This window comes from Halosolutus sp. YCN4, from assembly GCF_059736495.1.
This window is the reverse complement of sequence record NZ_JCASSM010000004.1, coordinates 62,267-76,144: the sequence shown is the minus strand read 5'-3', so window position 1 is coordinate 76,144 and position 13,878 is coordinate 62,267. Positions and strand designations below refer to the sequence as shown.

14 protein-coding genes are annotated in these 13,878 nt (G+C 66.5%); 7 read left to right on the top strand and 7 right to left on the bottom strand.

Annotated elements, in window-relative coordinates:
* Positions 1-60 precede the first annotated feature (60 nt).
* Positions 61-2,046 (top strand): 3-hydroxyacyl-CoA dehydrogenase/enoyl-CoA hydratase family protein, encoded by a 1,986-nt coding sequence (locus AC6I6X_RS15110; protein ID WP_497931376.1) that lies wholly within the window; start codon positions 61-63, stop codon positions 2,044-2,046.
* Positions 2,047-2,255: 209 nt separating this feature from the next.
* Positions 2,256-2,840, top strand: a complete 585-nt coding sequence (locus AC6I6X_RS15105) for a response regulator transcription factor (RefSeq protein ID WP_497931860.1) — start codon at positions 2,256-2,258, stop codon at positions 2,838-2,840.
* Positions 2,841-2,894: 54 nt separating this feature from the next.
* Here the strand turns inward: AC6I6X_RS15105 and AC6I6X_RS15100 are convergent, their stop codons facing one another.
* From AC6I6X_RS15100 to nikR, 5 genes are all read right to left on the bottom strand, one after another.
* A complete protein-coding gene (locus AC6I6X_RS15100; protein ID WP_497931374.1) occupies positions 2,895-4,856 on the bottom strand; it encodes a PAS domain S-box protein in 1,962 nt (653 codons plus the stop codon).
* A gap of 148 nt (positions 4,857-5,004) precedes the next feature.
* The gene (locus AC6I6X_RS15095) at positions 5,005-6,156 is read right to left on the bottom strand and encodes an acyl-CoA dehydrogenase family protein (protein WP_497931373.1); all 1,152 of its coding nucleotides are present in this window, start codon (positions 6,154-6,156) and stop codon (positions 5,005-5,007) included.
* An 85-nt stretch (positions 6,157-6,241) separates the two neighbouring features.
* Positions 6,242-6,706, bottom strand: coding sequence for a hypothetical protein (locus AC6I6X_RS15090; protein WP_497931372.1), 465 nt, complete (start codon positions 6,704-6,706; stop codon positions 6,242-6,244).
* 134 nt (positions 6,707-6,840) lie between these two features.
* On the bottom strand, positions 6,841-7,218 hold the full coding sequence (locus tag AC6I6X_RS15085; RefSeq protein ID WP_497931371.1) for a cupin domain-containing protein: 378 nt from the start codon (positions 7,216-7,218) through the stop codon (positions 6,841-6,843).
* 78 nt (positions 7,219-7,296) lie between these two features.
* Positions 7,297-7,725, bottom strand: coding sequence for a nickel-responsive transcriptional regulator NikR (gene nikR / locus AC6I6X_RS15080; RefSeq protein ID WP_497931370.1), 429 nt, complete (start codon positions 7,723-7,725; stop codon positions 7,297-7,299).
* A gap of 114 nt (positions 7,726-7,839) precedes the next feature.
* Between nikR and AC6I6X_RS15075 the strand changes: the two genes are divergently transcribed.
* Both AC6I6X_RS15075 and AC6I6X_RS15070 read left to right on the top strand, forming a co-directional pair.
* Positions 7,840-8,628 (top strand): creatininase family protein, encoded by a 789-nt coding sequence (locus tag AC6I6X_RS15075; RefSeq protein ID WP_497931369.1) that lies wholly within the window; start codon positions 7,840-7,842, stop codon positions 8,626-8,628.
* A gap of 538 nt (positions 8,629-9,166) precedes the next feature.
* The gene (locus AC6I6X_RS15070) at positions 9,167-9,982 is read left to right on the top strand and encodes a mechanosensitive ion channel family protein (protein WP_497931368.1); all 816 of its coding nucleotides are present in this window, start codon (positions 9,167-9,169) and stop codon (positions 9,980-9,982) included.
* 15 nt (positions 9,983-9,997) lie between these two features.
* Here AC6I6X_RS15070 and AC6I6X_RS15065 read toward each other — a convergent pair whose 3' ends face one another.
* Positions 9,998-10,516 carry a hypothetical protein gene (locus AC6I6X_RS15065; protein WP_497931367.1) on the bottom strand — a complete coding sequence of 173 codons (519 nt, stop codon included), beginning with the start codon at positions 10,514-10,516 and terminating at the stop codon, positions 9,998-10,000.
* Between the two features lie 140 nt (positions 10,517-10,656).
* Between AC6I6X_RS15065 and AC6I6X_RS15060 the strand changes: the two genes are divergently transcribed.
* Both AC6I6X_RS15060 and AC6I6X_RS15055 read left to right on the top strand, forming a co-directional pair.
* On the top strand, positions 10,657-11,097 hold the full coding sequence (locus AC6I6X_RS15060; protein WP_497931366.1) for a DUF1467 domain-containing protein: 441 nt from the start codon (positions 10,657-10,659) through the stop codon (positions 11,095-11,097).
* A gap of 60 nt (positions 11,098-11,157) precedes the next feature.
* Positions 11,158-11,610 (top strand): hypothetical protein, encoded by a 453-nt coding sequence (locus tag AC6I6X_RS15055; protein ID WP_497931365.1) that lies wholly within the window; start codon positions 11,158-11,160, stop codon positions 11,608-11,610.
* 24 nt (positions 11,611-11,634) lie between these two features.
* Here AC6I6X_RS15055 and AC6I6X_RS15050 read toward each other — a convergent pair whose 3' ends face one another.
* On the bottom strand, positions 11,635-12,303 hold the full coding sequence (locus AC6I6X_RS15050) for an O-methyltransferase (RefSeq protein WP_497931364.1): 669 nt from the start codon (positions 12,301-12,303) through the stop codon (positions 11,635-11,637).
* 76 nt (positions 12,304-12,379) lie between these two features.
* On the opposite strand from AC6I6X_RS15050, the gene AC6I6X_RS15045 reads away from it, so the two are divergent.
* The gene (locus AC6I6X_RS15045) at positions 12,380-13,864 is read left to right on the top strand and encodes an amidase (RefSeq protein ID WP_497931363.1); all 1,485 of its coding nucleotides are present in this window, start codon (positions 12,380-12,382) and stop codon (positions 13,862-13,864) included.
* The last annotated feature ends 14 nt before the right edge of the window (positions 13,865-13,878 follow it).

Below are 13,878 nucleotides of genomic sequence, written 5' to 3'. Positions count from 1 at the left end.
CTGCAGTTTCCTTTGCCGAATAGGGAAACGTTGAAACCGGTGCCGATAGCATACGTGACCATGGAACTGGAAGATATCAACACCATCGCAGTTCTCGGAGCGGGGAACATGGGCCACGGTATCGCGGAGGTCGCCGCCATGGCCGGGTACGACGTGAATATGCGCGATATCAAAGACGAGTTCGTCCAGAACGGCTACGAGCAGATCGAGTGGTCGCTCGGCAAGCTGGCGGAGAACGACCAGATCACCGAGAGCGACGCCGAGGAAGCGCTCGATCGCGTGACGCCGCTCGTCGATCTCGAGGAAACGGTCGCGGACGCGGACGTCGTCATCGAGGCCGTCCCGGAAAAGATGGAGATCAAGCGGGACACGTGGACGGACGTGGAGGAGTACGCCCCCGACCACGCGGTGTTCACGACGAACACGTCCTCGCTCTCCATTACGGAGCTCTCCGAGTTCACGGATCGTCCGGAGGCGTTCTGTGGGATGCACTTTTTCAACCCGCCGATCCGGATGGACCTCGTCGAGGTCATCTCCGGCGAGCACACCGAAGACGCGACGCTCGACGTCATCGAGGCGCTCGCAAAGGACTTCGGGAAGACGCCGGTGCGCGTCCGGAAGGACGTCCCCGGGTTCGTCGTCAACCGGATCCTCGTTCCCCTCATGAACGAGGCCGCGTGGCTCGTGGAAGACGACGTTGCCACCATCGCGGAGGTCGACGCGACGACGAAATTCGATATCGGGATGCCGATGGGGAGTTTCGAACTCGCGGACTACGTCGGCATCGACGTCGGCTACCACGTCCTCGACTACATGAACGAGGTCGCGGGCGAGCGCTACGAACCGTGCCCGCTGATGGAAGCGAAAGTCGAGAACGAGGAGTTCGGCCAGAAGTCCGGCAAAGGCTTCTACGACTACGAGGACGGTGACGGCGCGGACGTCTCCATGGACGACGACCTGTTCAACGAGACCGTCAAGGAGCGCCTGCTCGCCGTGCTCGCGAACGAAGTCGCCTTCCTCGTCGGCGACGGCGTCGCGTCGCCCGAGGAGATCGACACCGCGGTCAAGCTCGGCGGGCGCTGGCCGAAAGGGCCCGCGAAGTTCGCCGACGAATACGGCGTCGCCGCGCTCTCCGAAGCGCTCCGGGACGCCTACGAGGAAACCGGCCACCCGCGGTACGAACCCTTCGACTACCTCGCCACCGCCGCGGAAGAGGGTGGGTTCTACGACGACGACGCGGACGAAGGGGACAGGGCGCCGGATTTCGACACGATCGAGCTGACCTACCCCGGCGACAAGGTCGCACAGATCGAACTCGATCGTCCCCAGCAGATGAACTCCATCAGCCTGGAGCTCATCGAGGAACTCGACACCGCGATCGACGTCGTCGACGACGACGACAGCGTTCGCGCACTCCTCCTCACGGGCGCCGGTTCGAAGGCGTTCTCCGCGGGTGCGGACTTCATGAGCATCGCCGGCGGTGGCGCCGATCCCTTCGATGCGGTCGAACTCTCGAAGTACGGCCAGGAAACGTTCGGCCGCCTGGAGGAACTCGAGATGCCGGTCGTGGCCGCCATCGACGGCTACTGCCTCGGCGGCGGCATGGAACTCGCGACCTGTGCGGACGTCCGAATCGCCAGTTCGCGATCGGAGTTCGGCCAGCCCGAGTTCAACCTCGGTCTGCTCCCCGGGTGGGGTGGCACGCAGCGTCTTCAGCGCATCGTCGGCATGGGGCGTGCGAAGGAAATTATCTTCACCGCGGAGCGGTTCCCCGCCGATGAGATGGCGGAGTTCGGGTTCGTAAACGAGGTCGTCGAGCCTGACGAGTTCGAGTCGGCCGCTCACGACTACGCCGCGAAGCTTGCGGGCGGCCCGCCGCTCGCGATGCGCTTTACGAAGCGTGCGATGCAGAAGGGCTGGGACAACCACGAGGCCGGACTCGAGGTCGAATCCATGGGCTTCGGACACGTCGTCAACTCCGAGGACGTCCACGAGGGGATCAACGCCTTCTTCGGCGACGACGAACCCGAGTTCGAAGGGAAGTAGGACCGCCCGGCGATCGATCCGAACCGAGTTTTTCGTCCCGACCGTCTCACGGCCGGTCGGGTCGAAAACGCGATCCTCGGGCCGTTGCGGGCACCGCGAGGGGCGTCCAGGAATAGGAGGGGCCTGACAACTGGTCGCGAGATTTATCACAGAGAGCATCCATGTGTGAGCCGTGGCTGTAATCGATGACGAGAACGGAGGGGCAGCCAGTGAGTGACGGGCCGGACGTCCTCGTCGTGGACGACGAAACTCGTCTGGCGGATCTGTTTGCCGCGTGGCTCGGCACCGACTGGACTGTCGAAACGGCTTACGACGGCTCGGACGCCCTCGAGAAGATGGCTGATTCCGTCGGCGTCGTCCTGCTCGACCGGCGTATGCCGGGGCTCTCCGGTGACGAGGTTCTCGAGGATATCCGGGCCGAGGGATACGACTGCCGCGTCGTCATGGTGACGGCGGTCGACCCCGACTTCGACATCATCGAAATGGGGTTCGACGACTACCTCGTCAAGCCCGTTTCGAAGGACGAACTCGTCGCCATGGTGGAAGACGTCGCCGATCGATCGGACTACGAGTCCGACATCAAGGAGTACTACGCACTCGTCTCGAAGAAGGCGCTGCTCGAGTCCGAGAAAGCGGACCGTGAACTGGCCGCGAACGACGAGTACCTGGAGCTGTGTGATCGCGTCGAAGCACTCGAGAAACGGGTCGACGAGATCGTCTCGCGGATGTCCTCCCACGACGACTTCGTCGGTGCGTTCCAGGACCTCCAGTCCGAGAACTATAGTGGCCACTGAAACGAGTTACACACTGATCGCGAAGTCGTCCTGCGATCGGGGCTGCATCGATTTTCAGTGGCTGCTATCGCCCGCGAGTTCGAACTCGAACCGAGCCCCGCCATCCTCGCTTTCGGTCGCCGTGATCGACCAGTCGTGTCCGGTCGCGACCTCTCTGACGATCCAGAGCCCGATTCCGAGCCCTTCCGACGACGAGGACACCGACGGATCGAACAGCCGATCTTGAAGATCGTCGGGGAGGCCGCGGCCGTCGTCTTCGACGAAGAACCCTCGAGTGTCAGCCGGTGCGTCGTCGTCACTGGCCGTCCCCAGTGGGCCGAGGCGGATGGTGACGTCGTTTCCGCCGTGTTCGATGGCGTTGCGGAAACAGTTCTCGAGCAGTCGCAGGAACCGCGATCGATCGGCCTCGAGGACCATCGTTTCCGTAATCGAGAGGGTCGCCCCTTCCGTGGTGACGTGCTCCCACGCCTCGGCGGCCACCGTTTCGAGATCGACGCGTTCGACGGCCGTCGCCCACTCGCCGTCCCGGGCGATCGCGAGCACGTCCTCGATAATCGACTCCATCCGGTCGAGTCCGTCGCGAACACTGTCGACGTGCTCGAGCGAACCGGTCTCTTCCAGCAGGTCGAGATAGCCCTGTGAGACGCCCAGCGGGTTCCGGAGGTCGTGGCTCACGATCCGCGCGAACGCGTCGAGGCGTTCGTTCTGTTCGCGGAGTTTTCGTTCGCTGCGTTTTCGCGCCGTGACGTCGCGGACGACGCCGACGGAGCCGAGGGACGAACCGTCCCGTTCGAGGATGGCGACCTTGACCTCGCAGGGGATCGTCGATCCGGCCTTGGTCTCGAGCGCGACCTCGATGGCTGCCGTACTCTTCCGGTCGTCGAGAAGCCGCTGAACGATCGCTTCGCCGGACTCGACGTCGTCCCGATCGAAGACGATCGAGACGTGTTCGCCCAGCAGTCCCTCGCGGCTGTAGCCGGTCATCTCGACGAGCGCGTCGTTGACGGTCATGAAGTGCCCCGTATCGTCGACGACGTACATCCCGTCGCCCGCCGTCTCGACGAGGCGCTCGTACCGGTGAAGCGTCCGTTCCTGCTGGTCGAGTCGCCCGCGAATCGCGATCGACTCGAGCACGTGCGAGGCCGTGTCGGCGACCGACGCGATCGCGTTCCGCTCGTGCTCCGAGAGCCGATCGGGAGCGTAGACGACGAACACGCCGTAGAACTCGTCGGCGGAGGCCAGCGGCGCGACGGCGACGCTCTCGACGTCGCGATCGACCGCGTGATCGCCGAACGGGACGGCGTCCACCCTGCTGGCAACGGGCGAGAGGACCTGTAACTCCTGGGAGCGCATCGTCCGTTCGAGAAGCGAGTTGTCGCCGTCGCCGATGCCGAACGTCCGTTGCATCGGCCACTCCATCGCCTGTGGATCGGTCAACCACGGGATGATTTCCCGTTCGCCCCGATCGTACTCGCCGACCCACGCGAACGTGAACCGATCGCCGCCGGTGAACTCCTCGCGGAGGACCCGTTCGACGGCCACCGCCGAGGTGACGTCCACGAGTCGCCGTCGGACGGCCGCGACGATCGCGTCGAGATCCGGGGGGCCGGTCCCGTCGATTCCGTCCCCGTGGGACCGGGCGGTCGGCGCTTCGCCCACCTCGGTCCCGATCCGTTCGGTCACCGCGGCCGCCAGTCGCTCCGTCGAATCGGTCTCGTCGGCCTGCGCGACGACCTCCGCCAGCACGTCGACGGAGTCCGCGGCGTTCCGGCCCCAGTTGACGAACGTCGGCGTCTCCGACGCGGTGGACTCGACCGCACCGACGAGTGCCGAGAGGTCGTCGATCGATCGCGCGTCGACGACGATCGCGTCGATCGACTCCGTCTGCAGCCGATCGACGGCCGCCGCCGCGTCCTGGGCGATGACGACGTTGACCGGCGTGTCGGTCAGGGCGAGCGTGATGGACGCACGCGTCGAGCGATCGCTGCTCACACAGAGGACGCGTGGTCGGTTCACGTGGGTCGGATTCGCGATAGCGCAACACCTCCCTCGCGACGGGCGTGGTCTACCTGCACGAATGGCTGGCGAACTGATTGATCTTTCGACCGAACCGGTCGGCTGGATCGCTCGCCCCGGAGTGGTCGCGAGACCGAGGCGTGAGTTCTCACGCCGCCTGTCCGTAGACGAGGTTGCGCTGGACCTCGTTCGCCCCCTCGTAGATGACCGGGATCCGTGCGTCCCGGTAGACGCGGGCGATGCGGCGTTCGTCGAGGATCGATCGGCCGCCGTGGAACTGCATCCCCTGCTCGGAGACCTCGACGGCCGTCTCGGTCGCCTTGGTCTTGGCCATCGCCGCCCAGTAGCCCGCGTTCTCGCGGTTCTCGACCTTCTCGCAGGCACGCCAGGTGAGCGTCCGGGCGCTCTCGAACTCGATGAGCATGTCGGCGAGGCCGTGCTGGACCGCCTGGAACTCGTTGATCGTCCGGCCGAACTCCTCGCGATCGTGCGTGAACTCCCAGGCCGCCTCGATCGCGGCCGCGGCGAGACCGAGGCCGTGCCCGGCGACGACGACGCGGCCGTGGTTGAAGAAGTCCGCGAGCATCATGAACCCGGCTCCCTCGTGGCCGATCAGGTTCTCCTCGGGGATCCGGCAGTCGTCCAGGGTGATGTGGGCTTGCTTCGATGCGCGCATCGCCATCTTCTCCGGGATGTGTTCGGCCTCGTAGCCGTCGGCGTCGGTCGGGACGATGAACATGGAGTGGTTCCCGTACCGGTTGTCCTCGTCGTCGCCCGTCCGCGCGTAGAGGGTCACCCAGTCCGCCTCGACGCCGTTGCCGATCCAGTACTTCTCGCCGTCGAGCACGTACTCGTCGCCGTCTTTCTCCGCACGGGTCTGCATTCCAGCGAGGTCGCTGCCCGTCTCCGGCTCCGAGACGGCCAGCCCCGAGAGTTGCTCGCCCTCGGCGACCGGCCGGATGTACTCCTCGCACTGCTCGTCGGAGCCGTACTCGTAGGTGATCTCGCAGCCGAAACTCGCGAGCTGGAGCGTCAGCGCGATGCCGGCGTCGGCCCGGTAGAACTCCTCGGTGAGCGCGAGCAACTGCGGCAGGTCCAGCCCCCGGCCACCCCACTCCTCGGGGATGTCCTGTGCGACCAGATTGGCCTCCTGGCCTGCCTCGAGGATCTCGTGGGGATACTCACCCGCCTGAAAGTACTCCTGGGCGTTGGGTTCGATGTGGTCTCGGGCAAAGTCGCGGGCCTCTTCCTTGACATCGCGGGCGTGTTCCGGGACGATGCTGTCGTCGAGCAGGTCCATGCCTCGTCATCCATGGCAATACCCAAAAGGGCGAGGGGCAACGATGCAAGGTCGCCACGTCGCCGATCGCAGGACACGCGATCGCTCACCGAAGTTCTCGGACGAGTTCGTCCCGCGGCACGTCCGCGAACCGATCGAACCGCCAGATATCCCACGCCAGGTCGCTGACGAAGTGGACGTAGAGGACGACGGCCGTCAGGACCGCGAGCGGGACGCTCACCACGGCGAGGACCGGAACGAGTAGCCCGGCGATCACGAGGTGGCTCAGGAGCCGCGAGAGGACGCCGACGTCGCCCCGATCGAAGATCCGGCGCTGGTCGGCGACGGCGGCGACAGGGTTCGAGCAACAGAACCGGACGGCGTCCCAGGTCCCGGTCTTGAGTCGTGCGATGAGAAAGTGGTCGAGATCGACGAGGACGCCGACGGCGGTTCCGTAGGCGACGACGAGCGGAATCGGCAGGGAGACGCCGGCGACGGCGACCGGCGAGAGCGCGTACGCGACGAGCAGGGCGACGACGAACGAGACGGCCGCGTGGTGTTTCGAGTACATCGCAGTCCCCGTCGGCGACGACGACGCCGAGTCACTAAACCGTCCCGACGGCCTCGTACGGTCTGTTGTGATTCTTCACCGGTGATCGCCGCCCCGGTCGGGCGATCGCCGGTAAAACGTTACAACGATCCGTATCAGCCGGCGAATCCCGAGAGGAGCCATTCGGCGTCGTCGCTGTCTTCGTCCGCGATACCGGGGGCGCTGACGAGCACGAACGCGCTCTCCCGATCGCCGTTGCGGATCTGGCGGGTCGACTCCGGCGGGAGCCACAGCGCGTCGCCGGTCTCCATCGCCACGGGATCGTCGTCGACGACGACCGTCGCCTCGCCCTCGATCAGCACGTAGACCTCCTCGTGGTCGTTGTCCGTGTGATCGTGTGGTTTGCTCTTCCAGCCGGGATCGCAGCGGGCTACCGTCACCCCGACCTGTTCGGTCTCCAGCGGATCGCTGAGAAAGTGCATCGCGCTCGAGACCTGATCGACCTCCTCGTAGTTGACCTTCCGGTAGGACATGTAGAGTACTTCGATGGGACACCAGTAAAACGATACTGGTGTCTGTAACTCAGCGGAGGGGTTTCGGCGGATTCCCGTCTATGTCTCCCGGGCGATCGGGTCGAACTCGTCGACGGGGGTCACGGAGTAATCGACGGTCAGCGCGTCTCTCGTCGCCCGAATCTTCCCGACGAACGTCGAGATGTCCTCGAGTTCGCCCTCGAGCACGAACAGTTCCATGCAGAAGTGGTCGCCGACGTGGCTGTGGAAGTTCGAGGCGACGAGGTCCTCGTGTTCGTGACGCAGGTGCATCATGCGCTCTTCGACGCTCGTGGTCTCGTAATCGAAGAGGACGGTGACGATTCCCATCAGGTCCCGGTCCTCGAGTCTCGTCTCCTCGAACTCGCCGAGCAGGTTCCGCGAGGCCTCCCTGACGACCTCGCTTCGGCCGGTATAGCCGTGTTCGTCGGCGAACTGGTCGAGTCGCTCGAGAAGTTCGTCGGGCATCGAGACGCTGACAACTGCCATATAATAACTCAACCGCCAAAATCTATTAAGGTTTATCATCCCGATCGTGACGACGGCCGATTCGGTGCGACAGGTGACCCCACAAGTTTTGCGGATCCGGTGTTATCGACACTCATGTACCTTCCACACCGAACGTGGCCCGAGCTATCGGGGTACGTCACCGACGAATCGCTCGCCGTCGTCCCGATCGGTTCGACCGAACAGCACGGCCCGCACCTCCCCGAAGGGACGGATCACCTGATCGCCGAGGCGCTCGCTCGCGAAGCGACCGACCGGACCGGCTTCCTGTGTACCCCGCCGCTCCGGATCGGCGTCAGTTCGCACCACCGACAGTTCCCCGGCACGATGTGGGTCGATGCCCCGGTCTTTCGGGACTTCGTCGAGAGTTTCTCGCGGAACCTCACCACCCACGGGATCGATCGCATCGTCTACGTCAACGCCCACGGGGGCAACGTCGCCCACCTCCAGGAGGTCGGTCGGCGACTCCACGAGGACGAGACGGCGTACGCGATCGAGTGGATGTGGGACGAGTCGATCCCCGAACTCATCGAGGAGGTTTTCGAGACGCCCGGCCCCCACGGCGGGCCGAAGGAGACGGCCATGATCATGCACATCGCCGAGGAACTCGTCCGGACGGATCGACTCGAGGACGCCCGCGACGGCGGCGCGACGTTCGACTACGACGCCGCGCTGGTCCACGGCGCGCGCACGTTCTACGACTCGATCGAGAACAGTCCGAACGGCGTCTTCGGCGACCAGACCGACGCGACCCCCGAGGTCGGCGAACGGCTGTTCGAGGCCGCGACGGACCAGCTCGTCGCCCTTCTCGAGTGGCTCGACGACAAACCGAGGGAGGTACTTCTGCCGGAACCGTACGTGGAATCGCGGCCTGACGACGACTGATAGCTCCGCTCCCGGCAGTTGCAGGCGCAATCGGACTAATCGATCGTTACGGAAGCTATCGCTCGAACCGGATTCGATCCCATTCGCACCGACTCGATTCCGTCGATCGACCCGTCCAGACCGGCGTCGTTCCCGGGTTCACGGTTTCAACCGGACCGACCCCCTCGATCGACGCCCGCGACGACCGACGAACGGCCGACCTCTCGCCGATCGATCATGAATGAAACTCGGTAGATACTCGCGGGGGTCGCGTCTCGACGCCGCCCGCGCCACGCCGGACTGGCTTCAGCGGACCGCGGCGGCGAATCCAATTGTCGGTTATCGCTAGCGGGCACGGCGTTCGTCGCATCCCCCTACCCCGCTTCGGGCGAGTCCGGCAGTCGATTCCGCCATCGATCCGTCACGGTCCGTGCGTCGCGCAATTCGGGATAACGGACACTTCAATAGCGTCGTCGTCTTCGGCGACGACTGGTTGATTTCACGATAGATCGATAGGCACTCAATTACAAAGGACGGCCGCCGGCAACGCCAATTGCACATGCTACAGCCACATCCCGCTCAAGCGCAGGTACCCGAATGGCTCCAGGATCCCGTCGCCGAACTGGTGACGTTCCTCCCGCGCCTCGTCGGCGCGCTCGTGATTCTCCTCGTCGGCTGGATCATCGGTCGGATCGCCGCGGGCGTCGTCCGGCGCATCGCCGACGGTATCGAACTCGATCGAATGGTCCTCGAGACGCCGCTGGGCCGCATACTCGGCGGCACCGAACGGGCCGTCTCCAGCGCGTTCGGATCGCTCGCGAAGTGGTTCGTCTACGCGCTCGCGTTCCTGGCGGCAGCGAACGCCCTCGCGATCGCGACGCTGTCGGAGTGGATCTCGACGGCCGTCTCGTACCTGCCGGCGTTCATCGCCGGCCTGCTCGTCATCGTCCTCGGCTTCGTCGTCGCCGACTTCATCGGTGACGTCATCGAGCGAACGCGGGCGGCGACGGAATCCGCCTACGCCGGCTGGTTCGCCAACGGCGCCCGGATGTTCCTTTACTTCACGGCGATCGTCATCGGCCTCGACACGATGGGGATCGACGTGGGGATCCTCTACGTCTTCGCGCGAGCGCTCGCGTGGGGACTCGCCGCGGCCGTCGCCATCGGTGCGGGCGTCGCGTTCGGCTGGGGCGGCAAGGACTACGTCGCCGACAACATCGACAACTGGATGGGGCGCACCTCCAGGATGGCGCCCGAAGAAGGTTCCAGCAGCGGCGGGCGATCGGGATCGGCCGAGCCATCCCGCAGCCAGTCGCGCGGCGCCGACCGCGAACCGGGCTCCGAACCCGGCCCCGGTCCGAGCGACGACGACTGATCCGCGCAGTACGAGTTACTCCGCGGCCGACCGAACCCGCGGCGCTTTTTCGGACGACTCGCGCGGAAAGAGCGGCTTGACCGGGACGATCACGAACGACTTGACGAGTCGATCGCCACCCGGCCGCCACTTCTCGAGTCGTGCGATTCTGTGGGTGTCGGCGTAATAGTCCTCGATCCGCGCGACGGCGCGTTCGAAGGCGTCCCTGTCGAACTGGGCGGCGGAAACGCGATCGCTGACGACCGCGATCCCGTTCGTGCGTGCGTACACGTCGAGGCGCCCCTCGAAAACGCGTTCCAGGTCCTCGATGCAGTCGTGGACGTCGCCGACCTCCGACTGCTCGCCGTCGGTCGGGAACGAGACGTACGCCTGGTACCGATCGGGCCGTTCCGTGACGCGTCGCTTCCAGTGTCGCCTCGCGGCCGCCAGCACGCCGCGGCCCGCAAACCTGGAGGCGACGTCGCCCCTCGACGGGGCCGCTCGCCGGACGCGCGCCAGCATTTGCGTCGCCGTCTCCTGGATTGCGTTCCACATTCGTGTTCACCCCCGTCTTGTCGGCACTGGTAATACGTCCTTTGTTGTCGTCGCCACGAGATCGCACGGAGCCGACCCGCGGTTCGTCGGCGGCGGTTCGGGAGGGTTATGTAGGCCGACCCGCAACCCCCTCAGCAGGCATGACTCGCCCGTTTTCGGTCCCGGAATCGGCTCACCTCGTCGGCTCCGTCGCTCTCGTCGCCGTCGGCGTCGCGGTTAATACCGGCTTGACCTCGCCGTACCGGATGGTCCCGGCCCTGCTGTTGGTCGCCGCCGGCGTGGCTGGCGTGGCCAGCGGCGCCCGCGAGTACACCCCCGATCGACTCCGTCTCGCAACGCGACGGTGGTGGGTCCTCGCGTTCGTCGCCTTCCTGCCGTACGCACTCGTGACGGCCCCCGAGAGCGAGTCGGCGGCGGCCGTCGGCGACGCCCTCGCCGGACCGCTTGCCGCGATCGTCCTCGAGTCGATCGCCGGCGCCGTGCTCTGCTGTGCCGTGGCGATAACGATCCTCTACGGCTTCGCCACGTACGGTATCCACCCGGGACGTCCCACGCCCGAGGAACGCGTTCTCGACGACTGATCGGCGGCCGTGGCGGCCCAACAGGTATTTGTACGATGGCACACTCTTCCCAGCAAAACGGTGCCTGACGTGATCCAGACAGCACATCGGTCGGATCGGTTCCTGCTCGCCGTTTCGTTCGCCTCGTTCGCCGTCGCCGGCGTCGCGACCGGGCCGGTCGACGCGCTCGCGCCGACGCTCGGCGCGACCGCACTCGCCGTCGCTGGCGTCTACGCCCTCGCCAGGTACGCCAGCGCGGTGTCCCGACGGACCCTCGCGGTCGCCGCGCTCGGCTACTGGGTTGCCTTCCTCGCGATCGCTCCGCTTCACGCCATCGGGCTCGAAACCCTCGGCTCGATCGTCTACGGGCCGTCCGACGCGATCGGTCTCGCCGTCACCGCCGTCACGTGGGCGACGTTGCTGTCGGCCTGCGGGACGACCGCGTTTCTCGGGTTCCGGGAGTACGGCTCCCACGCCGTCACCGACATCCCGGAAGAACAGGTTCTCGACGGCGAAACGCCCTCTGACTACTGATTCTTCCCCGACGACTGGCGGCGCTCACTCGACCCGGTAACTCACCGCGATTCCTTCGCCGAGCGGCAACACGATCGTCTCGAAGGCCGGATCGGCGGTCACGCGCTCGAGGTAGTCGGCGATCCCCTGGGTGTGGTCGTTCACGTCGTCGGGCGCTCCACCCTCGGCCAGGGCCAGCAGTTTCTCGAACTCGATCGGGCCGGCCGTGATCGCGTTGTCCGCGACGATCGTCCCGCCGACCGGCACCTTCGACCGGACCGCCTCGAACGCATCCGCGTAGCGGTGTTTCTGGTGGTCGATCAGGACGACCTCGAACGGGCCGTCGTAGCGCTCGATCGCGTCCATCGCGTCCCCGAGTTCGTACCGGGCGCGATCGTCGTATCCCCCCTTCTGCATGTACTCGCGGGCGAGGTCGAGTTCGTCCTCGTCGACCTCCGTGAGGACGATTTCGCCGCCCTCCGGGAGCGCGTCGGCGAACCAGTACGCCGAGTAGCCGTAGCCGGAACCGAACTCGAAGATCCGCTCCGCGTCGGCGAGTCGTGCGACGAACCGGAGGAACGCGCCGACTTCGGGGCCGACGTGGGGGAACCCCTCCCGTTCGGCGTGCTCGTCCATCTCGCGGAGCGTCTCGTCTGGCTCCGGACCGACCGCGCGAACGAACCGGGTGATCTCCGGCGTGAGTACCTCGACCATACGGGACCGTCGGACGCGGACTACATAGCGTTCCGGGAGGCAGACGTATTTGGGGCCTGCTCTGGAACCGCAGGCCATGGACGACGACCTCCTCGACGAGACGATCGAGCGCGTCGCCGATCGGTACGGGATGACGGTCGCCGACGACGACCGTCCGGCCCACCGCGAGACGATCCGAACGCTCGCGGCGACCGCCGAGGCGTTCGAGGTGGAGCCACCGGTCAGCGACGAACCAGCCGACGTGCGCCCGGGTGACGATCCGTACAACGCATTCCGGCGGGAATTCGACTTCCCGCCGGCCGCGACGGACGGCCCGCTCGCAGGGCTCGACGTCGCGGTCAAGGAGAACACGGTCGTCGCCGGCGTCGAGACCACGTGCGGATCGTCCGGCTTCTCATACACGCCGCCCTACAGCGCGACGGTCGTCGAACGGCTCCGGGCCGACGGCGCGTCGATCGTCGGGACGACGAACATGGACGAGTTCGCCTACTTCACGACCGGCGAGACCTGCGCCCACGGGCGGATCGAGAACCCCGCCGCCGACGGTCGGGTGCCGGGCGGCTCCTCGAGCGGGAGCGGCGCGGCGGTCGCGGGCGGACTCGTCGACGCCGCGCTCGGGACCGACACCGCCGGCTCGATCCGCATCCCCGCCTCGTTCTGCGGCGTGGTCGGGATCAAACCGACCCACCGGCTCGTCTCCCGGTTCGGCGTCGTCGACCTGTCGCCGTCGCTCGATCACGTCGGCCCGCTGGCGTCCGACGTCGAAACCGCGGCGACCGTACTCGACGCGATCGCCGGGCCGGACATCGCGGATCCGTCGACCCACGCGACGCCGGCCGGGCGCGCCCGATCGTCGTTCCCGGCGGCGCTCGACGCGGGCGTCGACGGGCAGACCATAGGCGTCGTCGAGGAGTCGATGGCACTCGCGACGGACGACGTTCGCGACGCGATCGAGACCTCCCTCGACGACCTCGCGGCGGCCGGCGCGACGATCGATCGGGTCTCGATCGAGGGCTACGACCTCGTCGGCGCGGCGGCGGGGACGCTCATCGGGGCCGAGTTCGCCGCGTTCGTCGCCGACCGCGGCGTCCAGTACGGGTTGGGAACGGGGACGACGAAGTGCCTCCGCGACGCGATCGTCGACGCCACTGCGGACTGCGAGTTCGGCGAGAACGTCCGCGAGCAGTTGCTCTACAACGGCGCGCTCAACGAGGCGCTCGGGGGCCGACACTACGTCGCGGCCGCGGACTTCCGGCGTCGGTTCACGGCGACCGTTCGCGAGCAGTTCATCGACGTCGACGCGCTGGTGACCCCGACGACGCCCACGACGGCGCCCGCGCTCGGCGCGGTGCAGGGGATGGACAGCCTGTTGCGAACGATGGCCAACACCGCGCCGTTCAACCTGACCGGGTCGCCGGCCGTCTCGGTACCGTGTGGCGAATCCGGCGCCGACGCCGACGACGATCGAGCCGGCGCGCCCGTCGGGTTGCAGGTGATCGCGGACTGGCACGACGAGACGACGGCACTCCGGGTGGCGCGAGCGATCGAATCCGCGCGGTAGCCGATCGGCGACGT

Bases quoted from the DNA above. Each gene is read 5' to 3' on its own strand.
- AC6I6X_RS15090 (WP_497931372.1), bottom strand. From the start codon at position 6,706: ATGTACTCGAAACACCACGCGGCCGTCTCGTTCGTCGTCGCCCTGCTC.
- AC6I6X_RS15110 (WP_497931376.1), top strand. From the start codon at position 61: ATGGAACTGGAAGATATCAACACCATCGCAGTTCTCGGAGCGGGGAAC.
- AC6I6X_RS15095 (WP_497931373.1), bottom strand. From the start codon at position 6,156: ATGGACCTGCTCGACGACAGCATCGTCCCGGAACACGCCCGCGATGTC.
- AC6I6X_RS15075 (WP_497931369.1), top strand. From the start codon at position 7,840: ATGTACCTTCCACACCGAACGTGGCCCGAGCTATCGGGGTACGTCACC.
- AC6I6X_RS15060 (WP_497931366.1), top strand. From the start codon at position 10,657: ATGACTCGCCCGTTTTCGGTCCCGGAATCGGCTCACCTCGTCGGCTCC.
- AC6I6X_RS15045 (WP_497931363.1), top strand. From the start codon at position 12,380: ATGGACGACGACCTCCTCGACGAGACGATCGAGCGCGTCGCCGATCGG.
- AC6I6X_RS15070 (WP_497931368.1), top strand. From the start codon at position 9,167: ATGCTACAGCCACATCCCGCTCAAGCGCAGGTACCCGAATGGCTCCAG.
- AC6I6X_RS15065 (WP_497931367.1), bottom strand. From the start codon at position 10,516: ATGTGGAACGCAATCCAGGAGACGGCGACGCAAATGCTGGCGCGCGTC.
- AC6I6X_RS15085 (WP_497931371.1), bottom strand. From the start codon at position 7,218: ATGTCCTACCGGAAGGTCAACTACGAGGAGGTCGATCAGGTCTCGAGC.
- AC6I6X_RS15050 (WP_497931364.1), bottom strand. From the start codon at position 12,303: ATGGTCGAGGTACTCACGCCGGAGATCACCCGGTTCGTTCGCGCGGTC.
- nikR (WP_497931370.1), bottom strand. From the start codon at position 7,725: ATGGCAGTTGTCAGCGTCTCGATGCCCGACGAACTTCTCGAGCGACTC.